This window comes from Methylobacterium radiodurans, assembly GCF_003173735.1.
In the GTDB taxonomy this organism is placed as follows: Bacteria; Pseudomonadota; Alphaproteobacteria; order Rhizobiales; family Beijerinckiaceae; genus Methylobacterium; species Methylobacterium radiodurans.
Genome location: NZ_CP029551.1, coordinates 2,882,912 through 2,893,997, shown reverse-complemented (window position 1 = coordinate 2,893,997; position 11,086 = coordinate 2,882,912). Strand labels below are relative to the sequence as shown.

The following is an 11,086-nucleotide window of genomic DNA, read 5'->3' as shown; positions in this document are numbered from 1 at the left end:
GTCTCATCTCCTGAACACGATGGATGGCGAGGCGCGGACGCGCGTCACCGTGCCGGCGCGAGCGCCGGCGGCATCGGGTTCAGGCTCGGGGGGGCTCGGGTAGCGGTGGCCCGTGCAGGCTGGCGAAGGACGCCGTGTCGGGCCAAGCCGGTGCCGCACGCGTCGCGCTTGGCGCCGCGATGGCGATCGCGCTCGGCAGCAGAGAGGCGACGCTGGCGAGGCAGAGCGCCATCAACGGGCAGCCCGACTTGGCGCAGTCCGACTTGTCCGCCTTCTCCGGCGGGCAGCAGGGCATGTCGTCCATGTTCATGCCGCCCATGTCCATGCCGGCATGGTCCATGGCAGGCATCGGCTCGTGCGAGCCGCGAGCCTGAACCATCGCGGACGCGTGCATGCCCGTGGCGGCCGCGGAGGCGGTCACCGGCGTCAAGGCGAGGCTGAGAACCGCCAGGAGCGGGAGCAGCCGCCGGAGGGCGAGCCAGAACGTCACGAATCGACGATGCCAGTTTTCCGGGTCACGCGGAAGGTCGATGGCCGCCCTGGTGCACCTTCCAACGGTGGGAAGGTCAAGAGCCCGCGACGGCCGGGACCGGTACGGTCGATCCCGGCGATCTTCCGAGGTCGTCAGTACCCGTGATGGTGATGGTGGTGGCCCCGGTCGAAGTGAACGGGACGGTCGTAACCGTGGTGATGGTGCCGCTCGTGACCATGGCGGTGACCGTAGCCATGGTGCTGGTGGTGCTCCCAGTGATGGTGGTGGTGCCGAGGACCATGGCCATACCACTGCGCCGAGGCGGCGCCGGGAACCAGGATGAGCGCCGCGACGGCGAGACCTGCGAGACGTGCCTTCATGGTGATGACCTTCCGGTTCGAGAGTGAAGGCAACCTGGACGTGCGGCATTGAACCGGTTCTGAAGCGGGCGCGCAGCTTCCGTTCAGCGAGCGGCGTGCCTTCGCCGGTCAGCCTGCGGCGCCCGGCGGAGATATCTTGGCCGCCTCTACCTCGCGCTCCAGAGGGCTCCCACTAGCGCGACGTTGGCCAGGGCGAGCGCCAGCAGCAGGGCGTAGGCCGCGTCCACGCCGCCGTAGGCAAGCACCATGGCCCCGAGCGACGGGGCGAGCGCCTGCGCTGCCAAGCCCGGCCGGGCGAGCCGCCCAACCAGGGTCGCGTAACGTCCGGGTCCGAACAGCGCGAGCGGCACGGTGCCGCGGGCGATGGAGTAGATCCCGTTACCGGCCCCGTAGAGCACCAGGGCGACGCCGACTGTCGGCACGCCCACCGCAAGGACCGCGAGGCCGGCTGCCACCAGCACCATGGCCACGGTCAGCGTCCATAGCGGGTGATGCCGGCCCTTGTTGGCCATCTCCACGATGCGGGCGCCGACCTGGGCTGGCCCAATCAGAGCGCCGTAGCACACAGCCGCTGCGAGCGCGACGCCGCGGGCCTGGAGCAGCGTGATCAGGTGAACCGAGACCAGCGTCATCACCGTACCGCCCAGGACCAGCACGCCGGCCATCAGCAGGAAGGCCCGCCGCTCGCGCGGCGTCAGCGGATCGCCGTGCCCGTGCGTCCCCTCCGCGCCAGGGGGCGCCGCGGGCGCCGGCGGGATCAGACCGAGCACCAGCGGCAGGGTCACGGCGAGGTGCAGCCCGGCATAGGCGAGGCAGGCGCCGCGCCAGCCGACCTGCTCGACGAGGAAGGCCGAGAGCGGCCAGCAGACGGTGCTCGCGAACCCGCCCCAGAGGGTCAGCGTGGTGATGGCCGGGCGCGCCTCGGCGCCGTAGAGCCGGCCTAGCGTCGCGAAGGCCGGGTCGTAGAGGCCGCAGCCCATGCCGAGGCCGAGGAGAAGCCAGCCAGCGAGGAACGCCGGCAGGTTCGGCGCCAGGCCGATCACGACGTGTCCCGCCGCCAGCAGCAGGGCGGCCAGCGCCAGGACCGGGCGCCCGCCGTGCCGGTGGATGGCGATTCCGACCCGGGGCGAGGCAATTGCCGCCACCAGGAGCCCGATCGAGAGGCCGCCGACCACCCAGGCCAGCGGCCAGCCCGTGTCGGCGGCGATGGGGCCGGCGAGCACCGCCGGCAGGTAGAACGACGAACCCCAGGCGAGGATCTCCACCACCCCCAAGGCCGAGATGACGGTGAGGCGGCCGCGGCCGCTCATGCCGGCGCGCCGCAGCAGGACGCCGATACCGGGCGCCGCGCCGGTGCGGGCGGGCAACAGGTGTCCGTCGCGGCCGGTTCGGGGCCGCCGCAGCATCCGTCAGCGGCGGGGTCCGCCCGGGACGTCGAGCACACCCCGGTCTGCGGCAGGACGAGGTGCACGTCGTCGGCGGCGGCAAGGTCGCCCGCCAGCGCGGCGGCCACCGAGCGGACCTGCTCGAAGCCCGTCAGCATCAGGAAGGTCGGCGCCCGCCCGTAGCTCTTGATGCCGACCGTGTAGAAGCCGGGCTCGGGGTGGGACACCTCGCGGTGCCCGTGCGGCTGGACCGAGCCGCAGGAGTGCAGGTTCGGGTCGATCAACGGCCCCAACGCCCGCACGCTCTCCAGCCAGGGATCGAGGTCGACGCGCAGCTCCCGCGTGAGGGCGAGGTCGGGGCGCTGCCCGGTCGCGGCGACGATCCGGTCCACCGGCCCGAGGGTGCGTGGCCCTTCCGCGGTGACGCAGTCGACTAGGAGGCGTCCGCAGCACTTCCGAATGGCGGTGACCGCGAACCCCAGCGCCAGGGGCAGCCGGCCACCCTCGACCAGGCCGCGCAGCCGCGTGCCGAGGTCGCCGCGGCCGGCGAGCTCGTCGGCCGCCCCGCCTCCGTAGACGCGCGACAGGTCGGTCCCGCGGGTCGCCCAGAGGGCCATGGTCCTCTCCGCCTCGTCGGCGAGGCGCGCGAGGTCGAGCAGCACGTTGGCCGCGGAGTGGCCGGCGCCGACCACCAGGGTGGTCTGGCCGGCGTACACGGCCCGCTCGCGACCGAGCACGTCCGGGATGCCGGTCGCGATCCGGTCGGCGAGCCCGGCCTCGCCGACCGCCGGCAGGCCGCCCGCGCCGAGCGGGTTCGGCTGGCCCCAGGTCCCCGACGCGTCGATGACGGCGCGCGCAAGGTCGCGGCGCGTGTCCCCGCCGGCCCCGGCGACCGTCAGGACGAACGCCGTGTCGGCGCGGCCGCGGCCGGTCACCTTGTCGATGCCGAGGCGCCCGAGCTGCGTCACCCGCGCGCCGGTCTCGACGGCGCCGGCCAGCCCGGGCGTGGCGGCTAGTGGCGCCAGGTAGCGGTCCACGAACTCATGGCCAGTCGGGAAGCCATCCTCGGGCGGGGCGTCCCAGCCCGTCCCCAGGAGCGCCCGGGCCGCCGGGTCGACGTTGTACCGCCACGGCGAGAACAGGCGCACGTGCCCCCACGCCCGCACGTGGGCGCCGACCTCCGGGCCCGCCTCGTAGACCCGCACCGGCAGGCCGCGGGCAAGGAGGTGGGCGGCCGCCGCCAGGCCGACCGGACCGGCGCCAATGACCGCGATCGGGAGCGGTGACGTCGTCTCGAACATGCTCTCCTCCCTAGTTTCCGGAACTATCGAAATAGAGGGCACGGCATCAGGCTGCCTCGCCCGTCCCGGAGCAGGTCTCGTCGGCGCAGCATTCGTCCGCGAGGAACCCGACGAGGGCGTTCATGGCGGGGTAGACGGCCCGGCAGATCAGGGTGGTGGCCTGCCGCTCCTGCGAGACCAAGCCGGTGAGGATCAGCCGGTGCAGGTGGTGCGACAGCGTCGAGGCGGCGGGAATGCCGACGCGCTCCTGCAACTGGCGCACCGGCAGGCCGGCGTGCCCGGCCCGCACCAGCGCCCGGTAGATCCGGAGCCGGGCAGGGCTGCCCAGCGCCTCAAGCTGCCTGGCGGCTTGTTCGACGTTCATGGAACAACCCTGAGGCCAGCGCTCCGCTCGGTCAAATGCTATTTCGATGGGGGTCGAATTAACTGCGGAACCATAGCATCGCCAAGCTGCTTGAAGGGGCCTCACCCATCCGTCGCATCCCTCTCAGTCGCAGGTCCCGCCGGGACCTGCGCAAGGCAAAGTTCGATGACCACCCCTTCTCTGTTCTGGCTGCACGTGCCTTTGGAGACGACCCGCGGCGACTACCTGGAGGTGCCCTTCGGTGGAAAGTTGGTCGTGTTGGGCAAGCCTGCGGTCCTGTGCGAACGACCCCTCCATGTGCCGGATTCGCTCACTGCCGCGACGACGGCCGTCGTGCGTCAGTGGCTCCTGTTCGACCCGCTCCCGGAAAGCGACGCGCGGGCGCTTTTGGAGGAACTCCGGGCGAAGTTTCCGGTCCTCTCCCTTCGCCAGGATGCAGCTCTCAGGGTCGGTGCGTCGGACCTTCATGTAGCGTCGCACCATCTCTACACCGGGATTATTCCCACCCTGATCCCTGCCCACCTGACACCGTCGCCTACCTGGGTCGATCTTCAAATCAGGAGCCACATGGATGGGCGGTCGACGCTCGGGTCCATCCTCGCTGGCTGCCCGTCGGTGACGGACGAGCGCATCCTCACCGCGCTCGATCTCCTTGTTGCGTCACGCTACGATGTCCTCCCGCGCTCGATCTTCCTGGCGCAACTGACGATCTTGGATGCTCTCGCGGTGCGGGCTGAGCGCCCACCGGGAATCAGGGCGTGGCTTTCTGAGAAGATCGAAGAGGCCAAAGCCTTGCAGGACGGGGGGCTTCTGTCGAGCCTCGAAAACCTCAAGCTCGGCTCCCACGGTGCCGCCGTCCGAGCCCTTGTCGGCAGAGCAGCCGAGGCCAAGGGCATGAGTGGCGAGAAGCAGAAAGCGCTTAAGAGCTTGGCGGGAAAGCTTTACGGGGTTCGCTCTAGCCTCTCTCACGCCGGGGCCGGAAGTGACTTGGATGTCCAGGGTGCAAAAAATCTTGCTAGGTTGGTCCTAGACGCCGCGATTGAGCACCCGGCCGTGCTTGATCCGGCTTACGGCACGCGCTCAGTGTAGGCCACGGGCGGAAGCGCCGACCGGTTCGCTTCAAACCTCGCGCGGAGCCGGCCTTGGGGCAGCCCCGCGCTCGTACCAGCCCTGGCTGCGGTTCACGATCCACACGACCGAGAGCATGACCGGCACCTCGATGAGGACGCCGACCACGGTGGCGAGCGCCGCGCCCGAGTTGAAGCCGAACAGGCTGATGGCAGCCGCGACCGCCAGCTCGAAGAAGTTCGAGGCGCCGATCAGGGCCGAGGGGCCCGCGACGCAGTGCTGCTCTCCCGCGGCGCGGTTCAGGAGGTAGGCCAGCCCCGAGTTCAGGTAGACCTGAATCAGGATCGGCACGGCGAGCAGGCCGATGACCGCCGGCTGCGCCAGGATCTGCTCGCCCTGGAAGCCGAACAGCAGCACCAGGGTCGCCAGGAGCGCGACGAGCGAGGCGGGCCCGAGCTTGGCGAGGAGCCGGTCCAGCGCCGGCTGGCCTCCCGAGGCAAGGAGGCTGCGGCGCACGACCTGCGCGATGATCACCGGGATGACGATGTAGAGGACCACCGAGAGCACTAGCGTGCCCCAGGGCACGGTGATGGCCGAGAGGCCGAGCAGCAGGCCGACGATCGGCGCGAAGGCCACCACCATGATGGTGTCGTTGAGCGCGACCTGGCTCAGGGTGAAGTGCGGCTCGCCCCGGGTCAGGTTCGACCACACGAACACCATCGCGGTGCAGGGCGCCGCCGCCAGGATGATGAGCCCGGCGATGTAGCTGTCGATCTGATCGGCCGGCAGGTAGGGCTGGAACAGGTAGCCGATGAACAGCCAGCCGAGCGCCGCCATCGAGAACGGCTTCACCGCCCAGTTGATGAACAGCGTCACGCCGATGCCGCGCCAGTGCCGGCCGACGTGGCGCAGCGAAGCGAAGTCGATCTTGAGCAGCATGGGGATGACCATGAGCCAGATCAGCACCGCGACGGGCAGGTTCACCTTGGCGACCTCGGCCGCGCCGACGGCGTGAAAGAAGCCGGGCATGACGTGGCCGAGCGCGATGCCGGCCACGATGCAGAGGGCGACCCAGACGGTCAGGTAGCGTTCGAACAGGGACATCGGGCTTCCTCAGGCGGTGGCGACGCGGCGGCCGTGCTCGTCGACCACGCGCTCGCCGCCCTCCTTCACGAACTCCCCCCGTTGGTCCGGCAGCAGGTCGAGCACGGCCTCGGACGGCCGGCACAGGCGCACGCCCTTCGGGCTGACCACGAGCGGGCGGTTCAGCAGGACCGGATGGGCCTCAATCGCGTCGAGGAGCTGCTCGTCGGTCAGCGACCGATCGGCGAGGCCGAGTTCCGCGTAGGGCGTGCCTTTCTCGCGCAGCACGTCCCGGACCGAGAGGCCGGCACGGGCGAGCAGTTGCTTGATGAGCGCCCGGCTCGGAGGCGTCTTCAGGTACTCGACCACGTGCGGCTCGACGCCGGCGTTGCGGATCATCGCCAGGGTGTTGCGCGACGTACCGCAGGCGGGGTTGTGGTAGATGACGACGTCCATCACGCGACCTCCGGGTGGGCCGAGGTGGCGCCGGCGAGCTGGCCGATCTCCCGGACCTTCGACGACAGGGCGACCTGGTCAAGGCTGCCGAGCGGCAGGGCAACGAAGGCCGCGATCCGATTCTTGAGGTAGCGCTGGGCGGTGACGAAGGCGCGCTTGCGCTCCATCTCCGAGCCCTCCGCCTCCGCGGGGTCCTCGATGCCCCAGTGGGCCGCCACCGGCTGGCCGGGCCAGTACGGGCACGCCTCGCCAGCGGCGTTGTCACAAACGGTGAAGACGAAATCCATGACGGGGGCGTCAGGCCCGGCAAACTCGTCCCACGACTTCGAGCGCAGGCCCTCGGTCGGGTAGTCAATCTCTCGCAGGACTTGCAGCGCCAGCGGGTGCGGCTCGCCCTTCGGTTGGCTGCCGGCCGAGAAGGCGCGGAAGCGCCCGCCGCCCTCCTTGTTGAGCATGGCCTCGGCCAGGATCGAGCGGGCCGAGTTGCCGGTGCAGAGGAAGAGGACGTTGTAGGCGGGCTCAGGCATGGAGGGTGTCCCCGGTGGTGCAATCGCAGGCGGCGAGCGCGGCGACGGCCGGGTTGCACACCTCCGGGTGGCCCTGGCAGCAGTCGCGCATCAGAAACTGGACGAGGTCTGATAGGCCGGCATAGGCGGCGCTGTAGATGACCGACTTGCCCTCGCGCCGGGACGTGATCAGCCCGGCATGCGAGAGCTCCTTGAGGTGGAAGGAGAGATTGGTGCCGGCGACGCCCACGGTCTCCGCGATGACGCCGGCCGCGAGGCCGTCGGGACCGGCCGTGACCAGGGCGCGCACGACCCGCAGGCGATGCTCCTGTCCGAGGGCCGCGAAGGCGGCGAGGGCTTGCCGTTCGTCCATCGAATGACCTACATATCAACTTCTGTTGAAACGTAGAGGAATCAAGCGCCTTGGACAAGCCCCAGCAGCCGTTCGCCGACGGGATGCCCAACCTCTCCGAGGCGCATTTCGAGGTGCCGACCGCCGAGCGCGTGGAGGTGTCGATGCCGCTCGCCCACGCGCCGCGCTTCCTGATCCTCTACGGCTCGCTGCGCGCGCGCTCGTTCAGCCGCTTCCTGGCCTACGAGGCGGCGCGCCTGCTGGAAGCGATGGGTGGCGAGGTGCGGATCTACGACGCCCACGGGCTGCCGCTGCCCGACGACGCCACCGCCGACCACCCGAAGGTGCAGGAGCTGCGGCAGCTCTCGATCTGGTCCGAGGGCCAGGTCTGGGTCTCGCCGGAGCGCCACGGCAACCTGACTGGCGTGATGAAGAGCCAGATCGACTGGCTGCCCTTGAGCGAGGGCTCGGTCCGGCCGACCCAGGGGCGGACGCTCGCGGTGATGCAGGTCTCGGGCGGCTCGCAGAGCTTTAACGCCGTGAACTCTCTGCGGGTGCTCGGGCGCTGGATGCGGATGATCACCATCCCGAACCAGTCGTCCGTGCCGATGGCCTACAAGGAGTTCGACGACGCCGGCCGCATGAAGCCGGGCCCCCTGTACGAGCGCGTGGTCGACGTATGCGAGGAGCTGATGAAGTTCACGCTCCTGACCCGCGGGAGGGCCGACTACCTCGTCGACCGCTACAGCGAGCGCAATGAGCGCGAGCCGGAACGGCTCAAGGCCATCGCTTCCGACATCGGTTTCGCCAAGCCCTAGGCTTGCGTCGTCGACGATGATCGTTCGCTGGACTCCGGCCCTCACGAGTGGGCGCGGTAGGCGCGACGGAGCAGGCGCGTGTTATGCCGCGCCTGTTCCTCGACCGGGAGCGGGCTAAGGCATCAGGCGAAGTCCTCGTCGTAATACATCGAGTCGTCCACCTTGCCGTCGGTCTCAAGCTCCGGTTCCATGTAGGCGATCCGCCCTGCGACGCGCTCGAACGTCATCACAGTCGTGAAGACGATCTTGTCGCCATGGAACGCCCGATCCTGGTCGTTCTCGCCGTTCAGCGATCCGGTCAGGGTCGCGACCAGCGCGTCGTCACTCGGCTTGAAATCGTATTCCTCGATGTAGAGCTCATCGAAGTAGGCGTTCGTCGAGGCGATCTCGCCGTCCAGGCCCCCCTCGATCATCATCGGGTCGTCCTGGACGAACGCGTTGACATCGTCGCTCAGATGCCTGGACCTCCAGAACCGGCCGTCGAAGTGGCCCTGGCTCGCGAGGAAGTCGCACAGCTCGGACGTGAGATCCTCGACGCCGGGCAGGTCGGCGGGAAGCCCCCGGAGCGTTCCGACTCGCTCGTCCATTAGGCGCAGGTCCGGGATGAGGATTTCAGCCTTGCCGATGTCGCTCAGGGGAAACCTGGTTTCCGCCCGGAGCGCCGCGGCCGTCTTGTATCCGAAGAATGCGGCCACGAGTTCGTGCGCGTGAGAGGAGCCCAGCTTGTTGCCGGTCAGGAGGCGATAGCGCGCGCGCAGGTGGTCCGCGCAGTCCTTGGGAAGGGACATGGCACATCCATTTCACACCGGCGTCTTGAGGGGGTGGTCACAAGCGCTTGATGATCACCCTGCGCCGGCAGAGATGGTTGCCGTTCAGGTATCGATCCGAGATCGAGTTCGCCGCCTTTTGGGTCGCTTGCAGCCCGGGCATCGGCTCCGGTTTGGAATGTAGCCGTCGCGACCACGCTCGGCAACTGGCATCCCGCGATCGGGCGTCTGGTTATCCCGCACCGGACGGGGCTTCGCCCTGCGGGCCCCCATCGGACGCGCCGCGGCGCGTGCGCCCGTCCCGCGCCCCGCTCCTGGCCTTCGCACGCGCGTCCGTGCGAAAAGCCCGGCACCAAGCTCGACAGGGCGGCAACTGGGGGGATGCGGTGATCACCATCGGGATCAGGGCGGCGCCACGCGTGGTCACCTTCGCGGTCTACGACACGGACGCCAAGACGGTCATCAACGTCGAGGAGATCAGGATCCCGGCGGCCTTTGGGACCCCCGACGGGCTGAAGTACCTGCGTAGCAACCTCCTGGACGTCCTGCGCGAGTTCCGGGTCGAGAGGGCCGGCGTGCGGCTCACCGAGCCCAGCGCGCAGTCCCTCAGCATCGACCGCGTCCAGATCGAGGGCGTCATTCAAGAGGCCTTCGCCAGCAGCGAGCTCTCGGCCTATTTCGCAGGCCCGATCGCCACCGGGGCGGCCCGCCTCGGTATCGAGCGGACGCGGTTCAAGCCACTCGCCGACGGCGAGGACGGGTACGGCATCGAGAACTGGGGAAAGATGTCGAAGGAGGAGCGGGAGGCGATCCTGTACGCCATGGGGGCCGAAAATGCTTAAGCCGTACAACAAGGCCGAGCTGACCTTTGAGCGGGTGCGGGACATCGGCGCGGACGGCCGCAACTCGGAGACCTTCCTCTCGCGCGATCACCAGCTCAACGCGGAGATCGTAACGAAGCGGATCGCGAAGGCGAGCCTGGCCTCGCCGGCCGAGTTCTTCGCGGAGTCGCAGGCCCTCTACGCGAGCGCTCATCAGAACGTCGTCCAAATCCACTACGCCTGCTACGACGAAGACCATATCTACCTAGCGATGCCGTTCTACCGCCGCGGCTCGGTGAAGGGCCTCATCACAGGCCGCTACATGACCGTCCGCGAGATCGTCACGGTCGCCTGCCAAGTCCTGAGCGGGCTCCACCACATCCACTCGAAGAAGCTCGTCCACTTCGACGTGAAGCCCGACAACATCCTGCTGTCGGACCGGGGCGAGGCGCTGGTGTCGGACTTCGGGCAGGCCAAGCAGATGAACTTCGTCGGGAAGGCCGAGCAGGACCGGCATTACACCCCCATGATCCCGCCCGAGGCCCTGGCGGAGGATCGGTTCGACCTCACCTTCGACATCTACCAGTTCGGGCTGACCCTCTACCGGATGTGCAACGGGAACGAGGCCTTCCACGCGCAGCTGGCGAAGTACGGTCCGCCGGGACCCGGTTTCGACCGGGCCGGCTTCCGGTATGACGTCCGGAACGGGCGGTTCCCTGACCGCCGGGCGTTCGCGCCGCACATCCCGTCGAAGCTCCGCAAGGTCGTCCGCGCCTGCCTGGAGACAGAGCCCTCCGATCGATACGGTTCCGCCCTGGACGTGGCCAACGCACTGGCCGACATCGACGGCTGCCTGCTCGACTGGCGCCTGGAGGCAACAGCTGATAAGAGAGTTTGGAGGAAGAACGAAAACGGAACGTCGTACGAGTTCACCGTAAACGGGGACGGGAGCTCCGAGTGCTACAAGACGAAGGACGGCGGACGGCGGCAGCGCGTGACCGCCGCATGCCAGACCAAAATCTCCGAGCGGGACGTGGAGCGGCTGCTAGGTTCCTACTGATGGCCAAGATCAAGAACGACCCGAGCCGATACGTCAGGCGCTCCAGCCTTGCTGGGCGCCCGGCCGCCTGCGCGGGCGAAAAGGGCGATCAGGCGAACCGGAAGCCCGAGCGGGATTTCCTGGCCGCCCCCATCGGCGACGACTTCTACGTGGATTTCCGACCTCAGGGCCGTCGAGACAACACATAGAGATCCGCGTGACTGCGCCGCGGATCGCATTCGGGCCGTCCGGACGTGAGACGGGGCGAGCGACC

General features: G+C 69.1%; 15 protein-coding genes. 6 read left to right on the top strand and 9 right to left on the bottom strand.

Annotation, left to right across the window (positions count from 1 at the left end):
• Positions 1-79: 79 nt before the first annotated feature.
• Entirely contained in the window at positions 80-490 is a 411-nt protein-coding gene (locus DK427_RS13455; protein ID WP_109951709.1) for a hypothetical protein, read from the bottom strand.
• 143 nt (positions 491-633) lie between these two features.
• On the opposite strand from DK427_RS13455, the gene DK427_RS13450 reads away from it, so the two are divergent.
• The gene (locus DK427_RS13450) at positions 634-879 is read left to right on the top strand and encodes a hypothetical protein (RefSeq protein WP_144762843.1); all 246 of its coding nucleotides are present in this window, start codon (positions 634-636) and stop codon (positions 877-879) included.
• Positions 880-998: 119 nt separating this feature from the next.
• On the opposite strand, the gene DK427_RS13445 is transcribed toward DK427_RS13450, so the two are convergent.
• From DK427_RS13445 to DK427_RS13435, 3 genes are read right to left on the bottom strand one after another with little or no spacing between them, the layout of a single operon-like run.
• Positions 999-2,162 carry an MFS transporter gene (locus DK427_RS13445; protein WP_109954149.1) on the bottom strand — a complete coding sequence of 388 codons (1,164 nt, stop codon included), beginning with the start codon at positions 2,160-2,162 and terminating at the stop codon, positions 999-1,001.
• Positions 2,159-3,538, bottom strand: a complete 1,380-nt coding sequence (locus DK427_RS13440) for an FAD-dependent oxidoreductase (protein ID WP_109951707.1) — start codon at positions 3,536-3,538, stop codon at positions 2,159-2,161. Before DK427_RS13440 ends, DK427_RS13445 begins: the two co-directional genes overlap by 4 nt.
• Positions 3,539-3,584: 46 nt before the next feature.
• Positions 3,585-3,902, bottom strand: coding sequence for an ArsR/SmtB family transcription factor (locus DK427_RS13435; RefSeq protein ID WP_109951706.1), 318 nt, complete (start codon positions 3,900-3,902; stop codon positions 3,585-3,587).
• A 165-nt stretch (positions 3,903-4,067) separates the two neighbouring features.
• Here DK427_RS13435 and DK427_RS13430 point away from each other — a divergent pair, with 165 nt between their 5' ends.
• On the top strand, positions 4,068-4,991 hold the full coding sequence (locus DK427_RS13430; RefSeq protein ID WP_109951705.1) for a hypothetical protein: 924 nt from the start codon (positions 4,068-4,070) through the stop codon (positions 4,989-4,991).
• A gap of 30 nt (positions 4,992-5,021) precedes the next feature.
• On the opposite strand, the gene arsB is transcribed toward DK427_RS13430, so the two are convergent.
• Genes arsB through DK427_RS13410 form a run of 4 tightly spaced genes read right to left on the bottom strand, consistent with a single transcriptional unit; the run spans position 5,022 to position 7,388 of the window.
• Positions 5,022-6,074: an ACR3 family arsenite efflux transporter gene (arsB, locus tag DK427_RS13425; RefSeq protein ID WP_109951704.1), complete on the bottom strand. Its 1,053-nt coding sequence runs from the start codon at positions 6,072-6,074 to the stop codon at positions 5,022-5,024.
• Between the two features lie 9 nt (positions 6,075-6,083).
• On the bottom strand, positions 6,084-6,509 hold the full coding sequence (arsC, locus tag DK427_RS13420) for an arsenate reductase (glutaredoxin) (protein WP_091882014.1): 426 nt from the start codon (positions 6,507-6,509) through the stop codon (positions 6,084-6,086).
• The gene (locus DK427_RS13415; protein ID WP_109951703.1) at positions 6,509-7,036 is read right to left on the bottom strand and encodes an arsenate reductase ArsC; all 528 of its coding nucleotides are present in this window, start codon (positions 7,034-7,036) and stop codon (positions 6,509-6,511) included. The genes arsC and DK427_RS13415 overlap by 1 nt, the downstream gene beginning before the upstream one ends.
• On the bottom strand, positions 7,029-7,388 hold the full coding sequence (locus DK427_RS13410) for an ArsR/SmtB family transcription factor (protein ID WP_091882020.1): 360 nt from the start codon (positions 7,386-7,388) through the stop codon (positions 7,029-7,031). The genes DK427_RS13415 and DK427_RS13410 overlap by 8 nt, the downstream gene beginning before the upstream one ends.
• 50 nt (positions 7,389-7,438) lie before the next feature.
• Between DK427_RS13410 and arsH the strand changes: the two genes are divergently transcribed.
• Complete coding sequence (gene arsH, locus DK427_RS13405) at positions 7,439-8,185, top strand: arsenical resistance protein ArsH (protein WP_109951702.1); 747 nt, start codon at positions 7,439-7,441, stop codon at positions 8,183-8,185.
• A 122-nt stretch (positions 8,186-8,307) separates the two neighbouring features.
• Here the strand turns inward: arsH and DK427_RS13400 are convergent, their stop codons facing one another.
• Positions 8,308-8,973: a hypothetical protein gene (locus DK427_RS13400; protein ID WP_109951701.1), complete on the bottom strand. Its 666-nt coding sequence runs from the start codon at positions 8,971-8,973 to the stop codon at positions 8,308-8,310.
• Between the two features lie 365 nt (positions 8,974-9,338).
• Here DK427_RS13400 and DK427_RS13395 point away from each other — a divergent pair, with 365 nt between their 5' ends.
• From DK427_RS13395 to DK427_RS13385, 3 genes are read left to right on the top strand one after another with little or no spacing between them, the layout of a single operon-like run.
• The gene (locus DK427_RS13395; RefSeq protein WP_091882029.1) at positions 9,339-9,794 is read left to right on the top strand and encodes a hypothetical protein; all 456 of its coding nucleotides are present in this window, start codon (positions 9,339-9,341) and stop codon (positions 9,792-9,794) included.
• The gene (locus tag DK427_RS13390; protein WP_091882032.1) at positions 9,787-10,833 is read left to right on the top strand and encodes a serine/threonine-protein kinase; all 1,047 of its coding nucleotides are present in this window, start codon (positions 9,787-9,789) and stop codon (positions 10,831-10,833) included. Before DK427_RS13395 ends, DK427_RS13390 begins: the two co-directional genes overlap by 8 nt.
• The gene (locus tag DK427_RS13385) at positions 10,833-11,021 is read left to right on the top strand and encodes a hypothetical protein (protein ID WP_109951700.1); all 189 of its coding nucleotides are present in this window, start codon (positions 10,833-10,835) and stop codon (positions 11,019-11,021) included. The genes DK427_RS13390 and DK427_RS13385 overlap by 1 nt, the downstream gene beginning before the upstream one ends.
• The last annotated feature ends 65 nt before the right edge of the window (positions 11,022-11,086 follow it).

Coding starts and splice junctions, on each gene's coding strand:
- DK427_RS13390 (WP_091882032.1), top strand. CDS start 9,787: ATGCTTAAGCCGTACAACAAGGCCGAGCTGACCTTTGAGCGGGTGCGG.
- DK427_RS13440 (WP_109951707.1), bottom strand. CDS start 3,538: ATGTTCGAGACGACGTCACCGCTCCCGATCGCGGTCATTGGCGCCGGT.
- DK427_RS13415 (WP_109951703.1), bottom strand. CDS start 7,036: ATGCCTGAGCCCGCCTACAACGTCCTCTTCCTCTGCACCGGCAACTCG.
- DK427_RS13430 (WP_109951705.1), top strand. CDS start 4,068: ATGACCACCCCTTCTCTGTTCTGGCTGCACGTGCCTTTGGAGACGACC.
- DK427_RS13385 (WP_109951700.1), top strand. CDS start 10,833: ATGGCCAAGATCAAGAACGACCCGAGCCGATACGTCAGGCGCTCCAGC.
- DK427_RS13410 (WP_091882020.1), bottom strand. CDS start 7,388: ATGGACGAACGGCAAGCCCTCGCCGCCTTCGCGGCCCTCGGACAGGAG.
- DK427_RS13435 (WP_109951706.1), bottom strand. CDS start 3,902: ATGAACGTCGAACAAGCCGCCAGGCAGCTTGAGGCGCTGGGCAGCCCT.
- arsB (WP_109951704.1), bottom strand. CDS start 6,074: ATGTCCCTGTTCGAACGCTACCTGACCGTCTGGGTCGCCCTCTGCATC.
- DK427_RS13445 (WP_109954149.1), bottom strand. CDS start 2,162: ATGAGCGGCCGCGGCCGCCTCACCGTCATCTCGGCCTTGGGGGTGGTG.
- arsC (WP_091882014.1), bottom strand. CDS start 6,509: ATGGACGTCGTCATCTACCACAACCCCGCCTGCGGTACGTCGCGCAAC.
- DK427_RS13400 (WP_109951701.1), bottom strand. CDS start 8,973: ATGTCCCTTCCCAAGGACTGCGCGGACCACCTGCGCGCGCGCTATCGC.